The sequence below is a fragment of the Actinomadura sp. HBU206391 genome, assembly GCF_014323665.1.
Lineage (GTDB): Bacteria > Actinomycetota > Actinomycetes > Streptosporangiales > Streptosporangiaceae > Actinomadura_C.
The window spans coordinates 1-14,124 of sequence record NZ_JABVEB010000142.1 but is presented as its reverse complement, the minus strand read 5'-3'; the positions used below and the strand labels follow the sequence as shown (position 1 = coordinate 14,124).

13 protein-coding genes are annotated in these 14,124 nt (G+C 71.5%); all 13 read right to left on the bottom strand.

Annotation, left to right across the window (positions count from 1 at the left end; translation table 11 throughout):
* Window positions 1-114: 114 nt before the first annotated feature.
* The gene (locus HKK72_RS40100) at window positions 115-948 is read right to left on the bottom strand and encodes a hypothetical protein (RefSeq protein ID WP_222721196.1); all 834 of its coding nucleotides are present in this window, start codon (window positions 946-948) and stop codon (window positions 115-117) included.
* 32 nt (window positions 949-980) lie between these two features.
* Window positions 981-1,697, bottom strand: coding sequence for a hypothetical protein (locus HKK72_RS27565; RefSeq protein WP_222721195.1), 717 nt, complete (start codon window positions 1,695-1,697; stop codon window positions 981-983).
* A gap of 2 nt (window positions 1,698-1,699) precedes the next feature.
* Window positions 1,700-2,230 carry a hypothetical protein gene (locus HKK72_RS27560; RefSeq protein ID WP_187237350.1) on the bottom strand — a complete coding sequence of 177 codons (531 nt, stop codon included), beginning with the start codon at window positions 2,228-2,230 and terminating at the stop codon, window positions 1,700-1,702.
* Window positions 2,227-3,501, bottom strand: a complete 1,275-nt coding sequence (locus HKK72_RS27555) for an MCE family protein (protein ID WP_187237349.1) — start codon at window positions 3,499-3,501, stop codon at window positions 2,227-2,229. Before HKK72_RS27555 ends, HKK72_RS27560 begins: the two co-directional genes overlap by 4 nt.
* Window positions 3,501-4,739, bottom strand: coding sequence for an MCE family protein (locus HKK72_RS27550; RefSeq protein WP_187237348.1), 1,239 nt, complete (start codon window positions 4,737-4,739; stop codon window positions 3,501-3,503). Before HKK72_RS27550 ends, HKK72_RS27555 begins: the two co-directional genes overlap by 1 nt.
* Complete coding sequence (locus HKK72_RS27545) at window positions 4,739-6,040, bottom strand: MCE family protein (protein WP_261987250.1); 1,302 nt, start codon at window positions 6,038-6,040, stop codon at window positions 4,739-4,741. Before HKK72_RS27545 ends, HKK72_RS27550 begins: the two co-directional genes overlap by 1 nt.
* Window positions 6,040-7,050 (bottom strand): MCE family protein, encoded by a 1,011-nt coding sequence (locus tag HKK72_RS27540; RefSeq protein ID WP_187237347.1) that lies wholly within the window; start codon window positions 7,048-7,050, stop codon window positions 6,040-6,042. Before HKK72_RS27540 ends, HKK72_RS27545 begins: the two co-directional genes overlap by 1 nt.
* The gene (locus HKK72_RS27535) at window positions 7,047-8,078 is read right to left on the bottom strand and encodes an MCE family protein (RefSeq protein ID WP_187237346.1); all 1,032 of its coding nucleotides are present in this window, start codon (window positions 8,076-8,078) and stop codon (window positions 7,047-7,049) included. Before HKK72_RS27535 ends, HKK72_RS27540 begins: the two co-directional genes overlap by 4 nt.
* The gene (locus HKK72_RS27530) at window positions 8,075-9,391 is read right to left on the bottom strand and encodes an MCE family protein (protein ID WP_187237345.1); all 1,317 of its coding nucleotides are present in this window, start codon (window positions 9,389-9,391) and stop codon (window positions 8,075-8,077) included. The genes HKK72_RS27535 and HKK72_RS27530 overlap by 4 nt, the downstream gene beginning before the upstream one ends.
* A 49-nt stretch (window positions 9,392-9,440) precedes the next feature.
* Complete coding sequence (locus HKK72_RS27525; protein WP_187237344.1) at window positions 9,441-10,283, bottom strand: MlaE family ABC transporter permease; 843 nt, start codon at window positions 10,281-10,283, stop codon at window positions 9,441-9,443.
* A gap of 3 nt (window positions 10,284-10,286) precedes the next feature.
* The gene (locus tag HKK72_RS27520) at window positions 10,287-10,985 is read right to left on the bottom strand and encodes an MlaE family ABC transporter permease (protein ID WP_187237351.1); all 699 of its coding nucleotides are present in this window, start codon (window positions 10,983-10,985) and stop codon (window positions 10,287-10,289) included.
* Window positions 10,986-11,071: 86 nt separating this feature from the next.
* Window positions 11,072-12,232, bottom strand: coding sequence for an ABC transporter ATP-binding protein (locus HKK72_RS27515; RefSeq protein ID WP_187237343.1), 1,161 nt, complete (start codon window positions 12,230-12,232; stop codon window positions 11,072-11,074).
* 58 nt (window positions 12,233-12,290) lie between these two features.
* Window positions 12,291-13,682, bottom strand: coding sequence for a DUF6801 domain-containing protein (locus tag HKK72_RS27510; protein WP_187237342.1), 1,392 nt, complete (start codon window positions 13,680-13,682; stop codon window positions 12,291-12,293).
* Window positions 13,683-14,124: the final 442 nt, after the last annotated feature.

Genomic DNA, 14,124 nt, shown 5'->3' with positions numbered 1-14,124 from the left:
CTCGGCACCGTCCGGACGCACCGTTGCCGGCCGGCCGGCCGGCTCGGCGGCCGCAATACGCCGACGTCGGCGGGACAGCTGGTGGGGCGAAGGCATGGGAGGCCTCCCTTCGGTTCAGGATCGCGGGGTCGGCCCGGTCTTCGGTTCGTTGCCGGGACCGTCGGCCGGTTCGTCGGCCGGTCCCTCCGCAGGGCCGGGATCCGAGGCGGCACCGCCGATCGGCGCCTGCCCCAGCGCGGTCAGTTTCCAGCCCGTGGAGGTCCGGGTGAGCTGCCCCAGCAGGCGGCTCTGCTTGGTGGTGGGAGCGCCGGTCGGCGGAGTCACCGTGATCTGCACGGCGATGATGATGCCCGCTTTTCCCGCGCGGTCGTCGAGCTCGGTGACCGCGCCCTCCAGGACCCTGGCGGTGCTGATCGTCTTGGCCTGCCGTACCTGTTGCTCGAACTGCTCCCGGCCCTGCGTGATCTGCTGATGGAGCTCACCGGCGGAGGACTCCTGCCAGGTGTTCAGGCCGCGGTCGACATCGCGGTAGTCCAGCGTGTTGAGATTCTGTACGGCCTGCTCGCCGGCGCGCAGCACCTCGTCGCGGCTCTGGGAGTAGCGCAGCGAGTCGTCGTACGCCGCGCGATACCACGACAGGCCGAACCAGCCCGCGCAGCTCGCCGCGATGACGGCCGTGACCAGCGCGACCGCGAACAGCGGATCAGAGCCGCCGGCGGGACGCCACCGCCGGCCCCGGCCGCCGCGGGCGGCGCGGGCGGCGTCGCCCGCGCCGTCCTCGTCGGCCGCCGGGACGGGCGCGTCCTCGGCGGTCTCGTGCTCGGCGGTCCCGTGCTCGGCGGTCTCGTGCTGGGCGACCGGGTCATTGGTCACCTCCTCGGCGACCTGGTCCTCGGCGACCTGGTCCTTGGCGACCTCGTCGCCGGGCCTCGTCCGCGCGGCTGCCATCTGTCTCACCTCATACCGTACGAAGACATGGATCAACTGGCTCGGATGTCGACGATGCGCCAATGGCCGTCCTGGAGCCGGGCGGTCACCGACAGCTGGGCCGCCGCGACGCCGCCGCCGCCCCTGCTGCCTCGGCCGTCCTGGCCGCCCCGGATGATCCGCTGGTCCAGGAACACCAGGAGCCGTGCCGTGTCGCCGGACAGCCGCGTGACCCCGACCCGGGCCACACTGGTCGTCACGGTCAGACGCTGGTCCGGCGCCTGCCGCTTCACCTGCGAGAACAGTGCGGCGTACTGGCTCGAGGCGCTGCCCGCGAGCAGATCTCGCGCGGCTCGTTCGGTCGCCGCCGTGTTCTCGTGCGAGTACGTGAAGATCTTGGTCAGCGCGTCGCCGACGTCACCGGCGACGCGCGCCGTCGCGTCGGTGTCGACCAGTGCCCGGTTGGCGGCCGCGGGGCTGTCGCGCAACTGTTCCGCACGGACCGTCCCGGCCGCGCCGAGAAGCGTGAGCGCGAGGGCCGACACGAGCGGTGCGCGCACCCGGCGCGACCGGCCGGCGGCTCGGCGCTCGTCCGGGCGCGCGGGCGCGGGCTCCGTACCGCCTGTGGAGGGCGTGGTCTCCGGTGCGGGCCCGGCCACGCCGGCCGTGGCGTCCGCATCCGCTGACCGGTCCGTCGCGGTGGCGGTGCCCGCCGAGCGGTCCCCGGTCCGCGCGTCATCGCTGCCCGGCGACCTCCTCTCGGTACTCATGGTCAGGCCCCCCTGACCGGGACCGCTGTGAGCGATCGGAGTTTCCAGCCCGCCGAGGTGCGGACCATCCCGGCTTCGTAGCGCCTGCGCTCGGTGCTGGGCGCACCGCTGCGAGGAGTCACCTTGACCTGTACCGAGGCGATGATCTGAGCGGTCCCGGCCCGGGTGTCCAGTGCCGTGACGGCGGCGTCGGTGACGGTGCCCTCGGCGCTGGTGCCGGAGCTCTGGAGCCGCCGCCTGCTCTCGCCGGCGGTGCGGCGCAGCTCATCGTGCAACAGGCCGGTGGAGGCGTCGAGCCACCGCCGCAGCCCCTCGTCGATCCGGCCGCCGTCCATGCTGTTCAGTTCCGTGATCCGCCGGCGCCCGTCCTCCAACGCCTCGTCGCGCGCCTGCGCGTAGCCCAGGGCGTCCTGGTCGATCCGCTGGTAGGACCAGCCGGACCAGGCGGCGAACCCGGCGGCGACCAGCACCAGTGCCCAGGCCAGGCGTCTTGTACGGCGGCGGGCACGGGGCGTCGTCTGCGGTTCGGTCATTCTCGCTCCGCTCCCGTATCGGTTCCGCGCGGCAACCCGAGCAGCCCGCCCATGTCGCCCGGGCCCGGGGGCAGCGCCGGCAGGCCCAGTGCGCCGGGCAGTGACGACCCGGCCATCGTCGTCAGGCCCAGCGACCCCGGCCGGGCCGGATCGGGCACCCCGCCGCCTCGGGGCGCATTCGCGGAGCCCCGTACGTTCACACCGCTGCTGGGCGGCAGCGTGCAGCGGGCGGAGGTGTTCGGCGGCCTGGCGGGCGACAGGTCGAGGCCGTTGCGGTAGGTGGTGCCGCGGTATCCGGCGGTGCAGGGCAGCGGTTTGAAGAAGGTCAACGCCATCCCGAACCTGGCGCCCTTGGAGTTGATCGCCGTCGAGCCCGCCGCGGCCACCGCGGGCAGCCGGACCAGCAGTTCCTCCAGCCCGTTCTGCCGGGTGAGCGCCACGTCCGAGGTGGTCAGCAGATTCGCCAGCATCACGCTGAGGCTGGGGTCGGTGTCCCTGAGCAGGCCGGTGACCTGCTGCGCGGCCTGCGGGGCCGTCTCGATGAGCCTGCGCAGATCTGGGTCCGACTCCCTGAGCCGGCGGGCCAGCAGCCTCGCGTCACGGCCGAAGGAGACGAGGGCCTCGGACATCTCCGTCTGCGTCCGCAGCACCGTCTGGCCGTCGACGATCAGCCGGGTGGTCTCGGGCGCGGCGTCCGACGCGGCCCGGGTGAGGTCGCCGCTGGTGTCGAGCAGCACTTGGAGATTGGGCCCCTGCCCCTGGAAGGCCTGTCCGAGTTCGTCCACCACCGTACGGAGCGAGTCGAGGGGCACGGACGCGGCGAGGGCGTCGACGCTGGTCAGCAGTTGCGTCACCGGGGGCGGGGTCTGGGTGACGTGGCGCGGGACGAGCGCGCCGTCCGCCAGGAACGGACCGCTGCCCGTGGCCGGGCGAAGGTCGACGTACTGCTCGCCCACGGCGGACAGGTTGGCGACGACCGCCTGGACGGAGGTCGGGATCCGCGGGGCCGAGTCGTCGATGTGCAGGCGCGCCTGAACCCCGTCCGCGGTGAGGTCGAGCGCGCCGACCCGGCCGACGGACACCCCTCGGTAGGTGACGTCGGCCCCCGGATACAGGCCGCCGGTCTCGCCGAGATCGAGCTTGACGACGTAGTAGCCGCGCATTCCGAAGAAGCGCCCGAGGTCGGCGTAGTTGCTCCCGATATAGGCGATCACGACGACCCCGAGGACCAGGAAGGCGAGGTTCTTCAGCTTCGTGCCCAGGGTCAGCATCAGTCCCCGCCTCCCGGCCGAGGCGACCTGTCCGGCGACGACGTGCCGCCCGGCGAGGACGGGGACGGGGACGTGGGCGGGGACGAACCCGAGGACGGCGGAGCCGACGACGGCGTCCCGGCCGACGGGGTCGTGCCGCCCCCGATCGGCGGCAGCGGCAGCGCGGCCCGCCGCTGTCGCGCCCCGGCGGGCGCCGGGCCGCCGGAGATGAGCGGCGGGATGACGACCGTGCCGGGAGTCGCCGTGACGGACAGATAGACGTTGAGGTAGTCGCCCTTGACGGCGTCCAGCACCGCGTCGGTGAACGGGTAGGTGAGCAGGACCTGGAGCGACTGCGGCAGTGTCTGCCCGGCGTCGGCCAGCCGCCGCAGGATCGGCGCCAGCGCCTTGAGGTCGGCGACCATGTCCTCCTTGCTCTTGTCGATCGTGTCGACCGCCACGTCGGACAGCGTGTTCAGCGACCGGAGCATCGTGACGAGGGCGCCTCGCTGCTGTTCGAGCACGGTCAATCCGGGGCTGAGGTCGTCCAGCGCCGTGTCGATCTGCCGTTCGTGGGCGTTCAGCGTGGCCGAGAGCCGGTTCAGGCCGTCGAGTGCATCGGTGATGTCCTTCTTGTGGGTGTCCAGGTTCGACACCAACGTGTCGACCCGCGACAGCATCGAACGGACCTGCGGCTCGTTGCCGCTCAGCGCGTTGTTGAGCTCGACGGTGATGGTGCGCAGCTGGCCGATGCCGCCGCCGTTCAGCAACAGCGACAGCGCCCCGAGGACCTCCTCGACCTCGGGGTTGCGGTTCGTGCGCGACATCGGGATCACCGCGCCCTCGGCCAGCCGGCCGGCGGACGTGCCCGAGGCCGGCGCCGCGAGCTGGACGTACTTTTCACCGAGCAGGCTGGACTGCTCCAGCTGCGCGACCGCGTTCGCGGGCAGTCGCACGTCGCCGTTGACCAGCATCATGACGTCGGCGGTCCACCCCTGCCGGGGCAGGGAGATCCGGGTGACCCGGCCGACCGCCACGTCGTTGACCTTGACCGCCGCCTGGGGCACGAGGTTCAGCACGTTCGCGAACTGCGCGGTCACCCGGTAGGGGTGGTCGCCCACGTCGGCGCCGCCCGGCAACGGCAGGTCCTGGATGCCGGTGAACCCGCCGGAACCGCAGCCGGCGGCGGTCACCAACACGGTGCCCAGCGCGGCGGTCAGCCCGGTGATCCTCGCCAGCGGTCCGCGTGTCATCACCATCACCGCTCCCCCGCCCGCGGGCCGCGGGGGGACCCGTGCACGGGGCCCACCGGCGGCAACGGCAGTGGTGGCAGGGATCCGAGCTCGGACGGCGGGATCGGCACCAGGTTCCCGAGCCGCACCTGCCTGCGGCACAGCTCACTCAGCGGCGAGGACGGCTCGGTGCCGGACGTGCCCGACTTCGCCGAACCGGTCCTGGACGCACCGGTCCTGGCCTTACGGGTCGCCGCCGCATCGGCCGCCGCGCAGATCGAACCGTCCGAGGCCTGGCCGCCGAGCGAGGGCGAGCCCGCCGGGCCACGCGGCGGCGCTGCGGAGGAGGAGGCTCGCGGCCCCATGCTCAGCTCGTTGAGGTCGCCGCGCCCGTCCAGCGTCTGGTTCGCGGGGTTGTAGGCGTTCAGCACGTTGCCTGCGGCAAGCGGCGCGACGTCGAGCGCCTCGGCTAGCGACGCCCGCTGGTCGACCAGCACCTGAGTGACCGACGCGAGCCTGTCCACGTTCGCCTTGATCAGGCTGCGGTTGCCCTGGACGAACCGCTGCAGTTCGCCGAGCGCCAGGGACAGTTCCCTCAGCGCCGCGCCGAGGTCGTGCCGGTCGTCGGCGAGGAATCCGGTGACCTGGGCGAGCTGCCGCTCGGCCTGCCGCACCTGCCCGTCGTTGTTCTTCAGCATGGTGGTGAACTTCTGCAGGTTGCGCACCGTGGCGAACAGATCGTCGCTCGAACCCGACAGCGTCCGGGTGGCCGAGCCGAACTGGCGGATCATGTCGCCCATCGCCCTGCCGTTGCCGTCCAGGTTGGCGGCGCCGGTCTCGAGCACGTCCGACAGTGCGCCGCCGGAGTTGACGCCGTTCGGGCCGAGCGCGGTGGTCAGCCTGCTGATGCTGGCGTAGAGCTGGTCGAGCTCGACCGGGGTGGCGGTGCGGCCGGCCGGGATCACCGCGCCGTCGGCGATCCGCGGGCCGCCGGTATAGGCCGGAGCGAGCTGGATGTAGCGGTCGGCGACGACGCTGGGCGCCACCACCACGGCGCCCGCGCCGGCGGGCACGGCGACCCCGCGGTCCAGGGTCATGGTGACCTCGACCTGCCTGCCCTGCGGCCGTACGGCGTCGATCCTGCCGACCTTGACGCCGAGGACCCGCAGGTCCGAACCGGCGTACACGCCCACCGCCACCTCGAAGTACGCGGTGATCCGCTTGCTGCCCGTGTCGCGGAGCGTCCGCCACAGCGCCGTGGTCGCAAGGACGAGGACCACCGCGACGGCGATCGCGACGAGCCTCCTGCCGGGCCTGGCCATGGGCATCAGCCGCCTCCGGGCTTCGGCGGCACGCACCCGCGGTCCGGACCACTGCCGGGCGGCAGGTAGGACCTCGGGACGAGACCGCACAGGTAGGTGTCGAACCACCGGCCGTTGCCGAGCGTGTTGCCGACCAGCCGGTAGTACGGCCCGGCCAGCGCCAGGGCCCGGTCGAGGTTCTTCTGGTTGCGCCGCAGCACTGTGGTGACCTGGCCCAGCGCGCGCAGCGTGGGCCCGAGCCGCGCGTTGTTGTCGGCCACCAGGCCCGAGAGCTCGGTGGCGAGCGCCTGCGTCCCGGTGAGGAGCGAGCCGATCGCGTTCCGGCGCCGCCGCAGCTCCGCCAGCAGCAGGTTGCCGTCTCTCAGCAGCGCCTCGAACCGGCCGCTCTGCCCGGACAGGCTCGCGGTGACCATTTCGGTGTTCGCCAGCAACCGGGCGAGTTGTGCGTCGCGCGAGGAGATGGTCTTCGACAGCGCTGACAGGCCGGTGAGGGCCTTGCGTACGTCCGGCGGCGTGTCGCGGAACGTGTTCGAGATCGTCTGGAGGCTCCGCGCGAGCTGATCGGTGTCGAGTTCCCCGACGGTGCGGGCCAGCCCGTTGAACGCGGCGGTGACGTCGTACGGCGACGTCGTACGGCCGATCGGGATCCGGCGCGCGGGGTTCTGGCGCGCGGAGCCGAGCGGATCGACGGCGAGGTACTTCTCCCCGAGCAGCGTCTTGATCGCGATCATCGCGGTGCTCGCGTCGCCGATCCAGGTGTCCTTCACCCGGAAGGACACCTTGACGTGGGCGCCGTCCAGCGCCACCTCGGTGACCTTGCCGACCTTCACCCCGGCGACCCGTACCTCGTTGCCGGGGTCGAGCCCGGCCGCCTCGGTGAAGTCGGCGGTGTAGGTCGTGCCGCCGCCGATGACGGGCAGGTCGTCGGAGAAGTACGCGAGCAGCGCGATCACGATGAGGAGCGCGATGCCGGCGAGCCCGACCCTGACGGGCTCGCGTTCCCGGATCGGCCTCATCGCTCGCACCTCCGCTCAGTGATCGGAATGCCTGTGGGCGGCGGGCTTCCGTCGGAGGTGCCGACCCCGGTGACCGTGGCCTCGCACAGATAGAAGTTGAGCCATGACCCGTACGAGGCCAGGCGCGTGATGGCCTGCATCTTGACGGGCAGCCTCCGCAGGAACACCTCGACCGTCGGGGAGTCGTTCGCCAGGTTGCGCGAGAGCCGGCCCAGCTCGGTGATGTCCTGCTTCAGCGGCGCCCGCCCGGCCTGCAGCAGGCCGGCGGTGCTGCCCGTCAGGTCGGACATCGCGCTGATCGCCTCGCCGATGGGCCTGCGGTCGGCGGCGAGCCCGGAGACCAGCCGCTGCAGCGTGGTGATCAGGTGCCCGAGCCGGTCGTCGCGGGCGTTGACGGTGTCGAGCACCGAGTTCAGATTGTCGATGACCTGGCCGATCACCTGGTCCTTGGTCGCCAGCGTGCCGGTCAGCGACCCCAAGCTGGTGATCAGGCTGTCGACCGTGGTGCCCTCGCCCTGGAAGACCTGGATGATCCCGCCGGCCAGCTGGTTGACGTCCTTGGGCGAGAGCGCCTGGAACAGCGGCTGGAATCCGTTGAACAACTGGGTGAGGTCCAGCGCGGGCGTGGTGCGCTCGAGCGGGATCGTGTCACCGGGCCGCAGGGCCCGGTCCACCGGTCCGACGCCCTGGCCGAGCTCGATGTAGCGCTGCCCGACCAGGTTGAGGTACTTGATCGTCGCGGTCACGGACGCCGGCAGCCGGCGATCGGCCTGCACCGAGAACCGCACCATGGCGACCCGCCGGTCCACGACGCCGATCTCATCTACCTGGCCGACCCGTACGCCCGCGACACGCACGCCGTCGCCGCGGTTCAGCCCGGTCACGTCGGAGAACCGGGCCTGGTAGCCGACCGTCCGGCCCACCCCGGTGTTGGCGATGCTGATGGCGAGCACGGCGGTGGCCAGCACGGTCACGACCACGAAGATGATCGACTTGGTGAGCGGGCCGGCGAGGCTCTCGCGCTTCATCGCAACCTCACCCCCGCGCCGCGGTAGATCGGGCCGACCAGCACGCTGCTCCAGTCCGGCAGGTCCTGCGGCGCGGCCGCCAGCGCCGGGGCGACCAGTTCGTTGACGAGCCGGTTCTCCTGCGGTGAGTTCGGCAGGCCGAGCCCGCCCGCGGCGGCGGGCGCCGCGGCCCCACCGCCGCTCCCGGTCACGGGCACGGCCCCCGTCACCGGCACGGCGCCCCGCGGGGCCGCGCGCCCGGACGCGGAGCCGCCGCGGTACGGGACGGAGTAGCAGCGCGGGCCGCTGTCGGCCCGGTAGACCGGCCGGTCCCTGCCGGGGACGTACCTGCCCCGCGAGGGCACCACCTCGACGGTGACGTGCAGGCCCGGTTCGCGGGTGCCCTTGCCGAGCGCCTTGTCCATCGCGGGCACGAAGTCGGTCAGCGTCTGCAGAGTGCAGGGGAACGAGGGCGCGTACTTCGCGAGCAGCCGGAGCGTCGGCCGGCTGTCGGCGGACAGCCGGATGAGGTTGCCTCGGTTCTCCCGCAAGAACGTGGCGAGATCCTGGGCCGTGCCGCCCACCGTGCCGTACAGCGCGCTCAGCTCGGCCCGCTGCTGCACGACGGTCCTGCTGGTGACGGTGAAGTCGTTCATCGCCTGCAGGATGTCCGGCGCGGCCTCGGCGTAGGCGTGGGTGACCCGCACCAGCTCCTTGACGTCACGGTTCAGAGCCGGCAGGTGCGGGTTCATCCGCCGCAGGTAGGCGTCGATCTCGACGAGCGTCTGGCCGAGCCGGGTGCCCCGGCCCTGCAGGGCCTGCGCTATGGCGGTGAGCGTGGCGGACAGCTTCTGCGGCTGTACGGCGGTGAGCAGCGGCAGGACGTTGCGCAGCACCTGCTCCAGCTCGATCGCGTTCTGGGAGCGGTCCTGGTCGATGACACCGCCGTCGCGCAGCCGCTGCGGCACCGGCCGCGCCGGCGGGATCAGCGCGACGAACCGCTGGCCGAAGAGCGTCGTCGGCAGCATCTGCGCGGACACGTTGGCCGGGATCCTGCGCACCATGCCCGGCTGGATCGCCAGGCTGAGCCGCGCGCCCGTGCCATCGGCCGAGATCCGCCGCACCTCTCCGACGACCACGCCGCGCATCTTCACCTCGGCGTGCGGATGCATCTCGTTGCCGGCACTGCCGGTACGCAGGGTCACCATGGCCACCGGCGTGAACCGCTTGTCGTAGGCGGCGACGGACAGCCACATCAGCAGCGCCAGCACGAGCAGGAACGCCACCCCGCTCAGCCTGCGCCGGAACTTGTACCAGCCTCGATCCGGATTCATGGCCTGATCACCACGCCCCGCCCGTCGCCTCCCGTGCCGCCGGCCGCGTTCATCCGGTCACCTTCACCGTCGTCGTCGCGCCCCAGATGGCGAGGCTGAGAAAGAAGTCCGTGACGCTGATCAGCACGATCGCGGTGCGCACCGCGCGGCCCACGGCGACGCCGACACCGGCCGGCCCGCCCACCGCCCGGTAGCCGTAGTAGCAGTGCGCGAGGATCACCATCACGCTGAAGATCAGCACCTTCGCGAACGACCACAGCACGTCGACCGGTGACAGGAACAGGTCGAAGTAGTGGTCGTAGGTGCCCACCGACTGCCCGTTGAAGAGCACCGTGACCCCCCGCGAGGCCACGTACGAGCTCAGCAGGCCCATGGCGTACAGCGGGACGATGGCGACCGCACCGGCCACGATCCGGGTCGTGACGAGATAGGGCAGGCTCGGGACGCCCATGCCCTCCAGCGCGTCGATCTCCTCGGAGATCCGCATGGCGCCCAGCTGCGCGGTGAAGCCGGCGCCCACGGTGGCCGAGAGCGCCAGGCCGGCGACGAGAGGGGCGATCTCGCGGGTGTTGAAGTACGCCGAGACGAAGCCGGTCAGCGCGGAGGCGCCGATCTGGTTCAGCGCGGCGTACCCCTGCAGCCCGACGACCGTGCCGGTGAACAGGGTCATGGCGATCATGACGCCGACGGTGCCGCCGATCACTCCGAGCCCCCCGCTGCCCCAGCCGACCTCGGCCAGCAGGCGCTGGATCTCCTTGAGGTAGCGCCGGATCGCCCTCGGGGTCCACAGCACGGCGCGCAGGTAGAACAGCAGCTGGTCGCCGAGCCGGTCGAGCCAGGACAGCCACCGGTCGAGGTTCGCTGCGGTGCGTTCGCCCGCGATCAGACCCATCGCTCACGATCCCTTCGCCGGGACGATCTGCAGGTAGATCGCCGTGAGGACGAGGTTCACGAAGAACAGCAGCAGGAAGGTGATCACCACGGACTGGTTCACCGCGTCGCCGACCCCCTTGGGTCCGCTGCCGGGGTTGAGCCCCCGGTAGGAGGCGACGACCCCGGCGATGAAGCCGAAGATCAGTGCCTTGAGCTCGCTGACGTAGAGGTCGGGGAGCTGCGCGAGAGCGGAAAAGCTGGCCAGGTAGGCGCCCGGGGTGCCGCCCTGCATGATCACGTTGAAGAAGTAGCCGCCGAGCACGCCGACGACCGAGACGAGGCCGTTGAGCAGGATCGCGACCAGCATGGCGGCGAGCACCCGTGGCACGATCAGGCGCTGGACGGGAGAGACGCCCATCACCTCCATCGCGTCCATCTCCTCGCGGATGGTGCGTGAGCCGATGTCCGCGCAGATCGCCGAGCCGCCCGCTCCGGAGATCAGCAGTGCGACGATGAGCGGGCTGGCCTGCTGGATGACCGCCAGGACGCTCGCGCCCCCGGTGAACGACTGCGCGCCGAGCTGCTGGGTGAGCGAGCCGACCTGCAGAGCGATCACCGCGCCGAACGGGATGGACACCAGGGCGGTCGGCAGAATAGTCACGCTGGCGATGAACCAGAACTGCTCGACGAACTCGCGCTTCTGGAAGGGCCGCTTGAACATCAGCCGGACGACGCTCGCGGCGAGTGCGAACAGCCGGCCGGTCTGGCGCAGCGCGCCCGCACCGGGGAACACGGGGTTCTGCGCGGTCACGGGCGGCCTCCGTGATCGGTCTCGGCGGAGGGCCGTGGCGGCGGCACCGGGGTCGTCGAACCGTCCCGCGCGGGTCCGCCGTCCCACGTGGGTCCGCCGTCCCACGTGGGTCCGCCGTCCCACGTGGGCCCGCCGTCTCGCCGCGCGGTGGCGTCCGGCGCCGTGGGAGCGCCGCCTTCGACGCCGGCGTGGCCGGCCGGGGCGAAACTGGCGAGGATCGCCCGCTGGGCGGCCGGGGACAGCTCGTGCACCATGCCCATCACCCGGTCCCTGCGGCGCTGCACGGCCTGCCTGCTCGGCAGACCGGGAGTGGGCTCGAGCTGCGGCACGAGGCCGCGGGCGCGGCGGCCGCCGGCCTCCGGTACGGCCTGCTCGAGCGCGAGCGTGGCCGCGTCCTTCTCCTCGGACATGCCGATCGGCCCGGTCCGGCGGCCCTGGAGGAACTGCGCGACGACCGGTTCCTCGCTGGTCAGCAGGACCTCGCGGGGGCCGAACATCACCAGATCGCGGCGGAAGAGCATGCCGATGTTGTCGGGCACGGTGGAGGCGACCTCGATGTTGTGGGTCACGATCAGGATGGTGGCGTCGATCTGCGCGTTCAGGTCGATCAGCAGTTGCGACAGGTAGGCGGTGCGCACCGGGTCGAGCCCCGAGTCCGGCTCGTCGCACAGGATGATCTGCGGGTCGAGCACGAGGGCACGGGCCAGGCCGGCGCGTTTGCGCATGCCGCCGGAGATCTCCCCCGGGAGCTTGCGCTCGGCGCCCGACAGGCCGACCATCTCCATCTTCTCCAGCACGAGACGACGGATCTCCGGCTCTTTCTTCCTGGTGTGCTCGCGCAGCGGAAAGGCGATGTTGTCGAACAGGCTCATCGACCCGAACAGCGCGCCGTCCTGGAACATGAGCCCGAACAGCTTGCGGATCTCATAGAGCTTGCGCTCGGGGCTGCGCAGGATGTCGACCCCGTTGACCAGCACCCGGCCGCGCTCGGGCCGGAGCAGGCCGACGAGCGACTTCAGGAACACCGTCTTGCCGGTGCCCGAGGGGCCGAGCATCACGCTCACCTCTCCGCGCGGCAGGGTGAGCGTGACGTCCTGCCAGATCGTCTGCCTGCCGAACGACTTCGTCAGTCCTTCGACGACCACTTCGACTCCCATCACACCTCCCGGATCGGCGGCCGCTGCGGGCGCGGAGCACTTCGTGTCGTCATCTCGATCAGCGCTGTGGTGTGGGGATCGTGGGCGGGCACCCGAAGCCGTTCTCCAGCGAGCAGAGGTTGCCCTGGGTCATCTTCACGACGTTCCCCGGTCCGGAGATCGACCCCGTGAGCAGCGGGTCCAGGTCCTCCCCGACACCGCAGCCGGTGAACGGCGGGATCGTGACCGTGCCTCTCAGCACGCCTCCGAACGGGATCGTGTACTCGAAGGGGCTGGCCGTCAGGACCATGTCCATGGGGTAGGCGAGCCGGCAGCGCCGGCCGACGTCCAGCGGGACACCGTTGACCTTGACGCCGTCCAGGCGGATCAGCATCTTGCCGCTGACCGTGACCGAGCTGTTCTCCAGATTCTCGAAGTCGAGGACCGTGTCGATACGGATCACGCCGAGATGGCCCAGGTGCATGGTCGCCTTGGTGGGCATGAAGCCGAACGTCAGGAACGTGGTCGGCGCCGGGGGCAGTTCCTGCCGGCCCTGGTGGTTCAGTTTGCCGAAGTTCGGGATGCAGAAGCGGTTCGGGCCGCAGGGCTCTCCGATCTCCCCGCCGATGTTCATGATCCCGGGCCCCAGCAGAGCCGAGCCGTCGAGCTTGCTGACGTTCGAATAACCGATGATGTAGGCGCAGCCGGAGTCCCCCGGATCATCGATGTACTCGCAGTCGGCGGGGATGCCCGGGTCCTCCGCTTCGACGCGTGGTGCCGACGGGCCGATCGGCACGGCGTCGCGACGGCCGGGCTCCGGCCGGCCGGACTGCGCGGGCGGCGTACGGCCGCCGGGCGCGGGCACCCGGACGGTGGCGAGCAGCGGGCTCTGCCCGCGCAGCGGCGAGCATGCCACCGGCATGATCGGCGGCTCGGTGGCGGCGCCGTCGGCCTTTCGCGGCATGAGGGCCACGTTGAGAGCGCCCGCGGTGAAGGTGACGTCGCCGGCCTCCGCCGTGGTCACCTCGGGCCCGTCGCCGGAGGCGGCGAGCACCAGCACACCGGAGCCCGGCATCGGCACGGGCGGGGCGGTCAGTCCCGGCCAGACGACCTGGGTCGTCGAGCCGCCCTGGGCGACGGCGGTCTTGAACTGCGCGGTGCCCGCGACCGTGGCCGCCCCGGCCTCGGTGAGGTCGGCGAGCGCCTCGGACGGGAAGGTCACGGTGACGGTCACGCCGGTCGGCCGGATGGGCCGCTGGACCGCACCCGCCTCGGGGAAGCGGGCCTTGATCTGAACACTGACACCATGGGCGCCCGACGGGAGCCGGCAGGTGTAGGCGAGAGTCGCGTCGCCGCCCTGGTCGCCCGCGGCCGAACCGGCGCCGGCCAGCGTTCCCACGGCGACGGCGACCACTCCGGCCACCGCCGACCGCGCTTTCCGGCGCGGCTTCCAAAGCACGCTGATTCTCATCTTCGATTCCCGTCCCGTGAACCACCGGGCAAGAAATCACGGTTCCGGCCGGCCCGTTTATTGGCAGCGCGCAAGTGACAGGCGTCCGTGGTCAAGGTCATCGGCCGGAAACCCGCCGCCCGCCGATTCCAGGACCTGGGACCACACATAGGAATATCTCCCCGCAGCCGACCCCCGGTGAGCCCGATAAGCACATTGTGTGCGCGCACCACGACATTGAGCGCACTGAACGCACCACGATCGACGCCACCGAATCGGCCGATGACTTTAGTGATCCTTACCGGCAGGTACGTTACGTCCGGCCAACGCCGAGGCGCAAGCGATGAGGGGCCGTAGAGCAAGCTCAGCGCAATTCTTATCATCGGATGACAATTTCCACTCTGGCGTTTGTCCGGTACTGCGCAAAGTTCGGTGACGGGGCGGGTTCCGTGACGGCGCGGCC

What these genes read in the sequence shown, in the direction of transcription:
- HKK72_RS40100 (WP_222721196.1), bottom strand. Translation starts at nt 948, where the DNA reads ATGGCAGCCGCGCGGACGAGGCCCGGCGACGAGGTCGCCAAGGACCAG.
- HKK72_RS27565 (WP_222721195.1), bottom strand. Translation starts at nt 1,697, where the DNA reads ATGAGTACCGAGAGGAGGTCGCCGGGCAGCGATGACGCGCGGACCGGG.
- HKK72_RS27560 (WP_187237350.1), bottom strand. Translation starts at nt 2,230, where the DNA reads ATGACCGAACCGCAGACGACGCCCCGTGCCCGCCGCCGTACAAGACGC.
- HKK72_RS27555 (WP_187237349.1), bottom strand. Translation starts at nt 3,501, where the DNA reads ATGCTGACCCTGGGCACGAAGCTGAAGAACCTCGCCTTCCTGGTCCTC.
- HKK72_RS27550 (WP_187237348.1), bottom strand. Translation starts at nt 4,739, where the DNA reads ATGGTGATGACACGCGGACCGCTGGCGAGGATCACCGGGCTGACCGCC.
- HKK72_RS27545 (WP_261987250.1), bottom strand. Translation starts at nt 6,040, where the DNA reads ATGCCCATGGCCAGGCCCGGCAGGAGGCTCGTCGCGATCGCCGTCGCG.
- HKK72_RS27540 (WP_187237347.1), bottom strand. Translation starts at nt 7,050, where the DNA reads ATGAGGCCGATCCGGGAACGCGAGCCCGTCAGGGTCGGGCTCGCCGGC.
- HKK72_RS27535 (WP_187237346.1), bottom strand. Translation starts at nt 8,078, where the DNA reads ATGAAGCGCGAGAGCCTCGCCGGCCCGCTCACCAAGTCGATCATCTTC.
- HKK72_RS27530 (WP_187237345.1), bottom strand. Translation starts at nt 9,391, where the DNA reads ATGAATCCGGATCGAGGCTGGTACAAGTTCCGGCGCAGGCTGAGCGGG.
- HKK72_RS27525 (WP_187237344.1), bottom strand. Translation starts at nt 10,283, where the DNA reads ATGGGTCTGATCGCGGGCGAACGCACCGCAGCGAACCTCGACCGGTGG.
- HKK72_RS27520 (WP_187237351.1), bottom strand. Translation starts at nt 10,985, where the DNA reads ATGTTCAAGCGGCCCTTCCAGAAGCGCGAGTTCGTCGAGCAGTTCTGG.
- HKK72_RS27515 (WP_187237343.1), bottom strand. Translation starts at nt 12,232, where the DNA reads ATGGGAGTCGAAGTGGTCGTCGAAGGACTGACGAAGTCGTTCGGCAGG.
- HKK72_RS27510 (WP_187237342.1), bottom strand. Translation starts at nt 13,682, where the DNA reads ATGAGAATCAGCGTGCTTTGGAAGCCGCGCCGGAAAGCGCGGTCGGCG.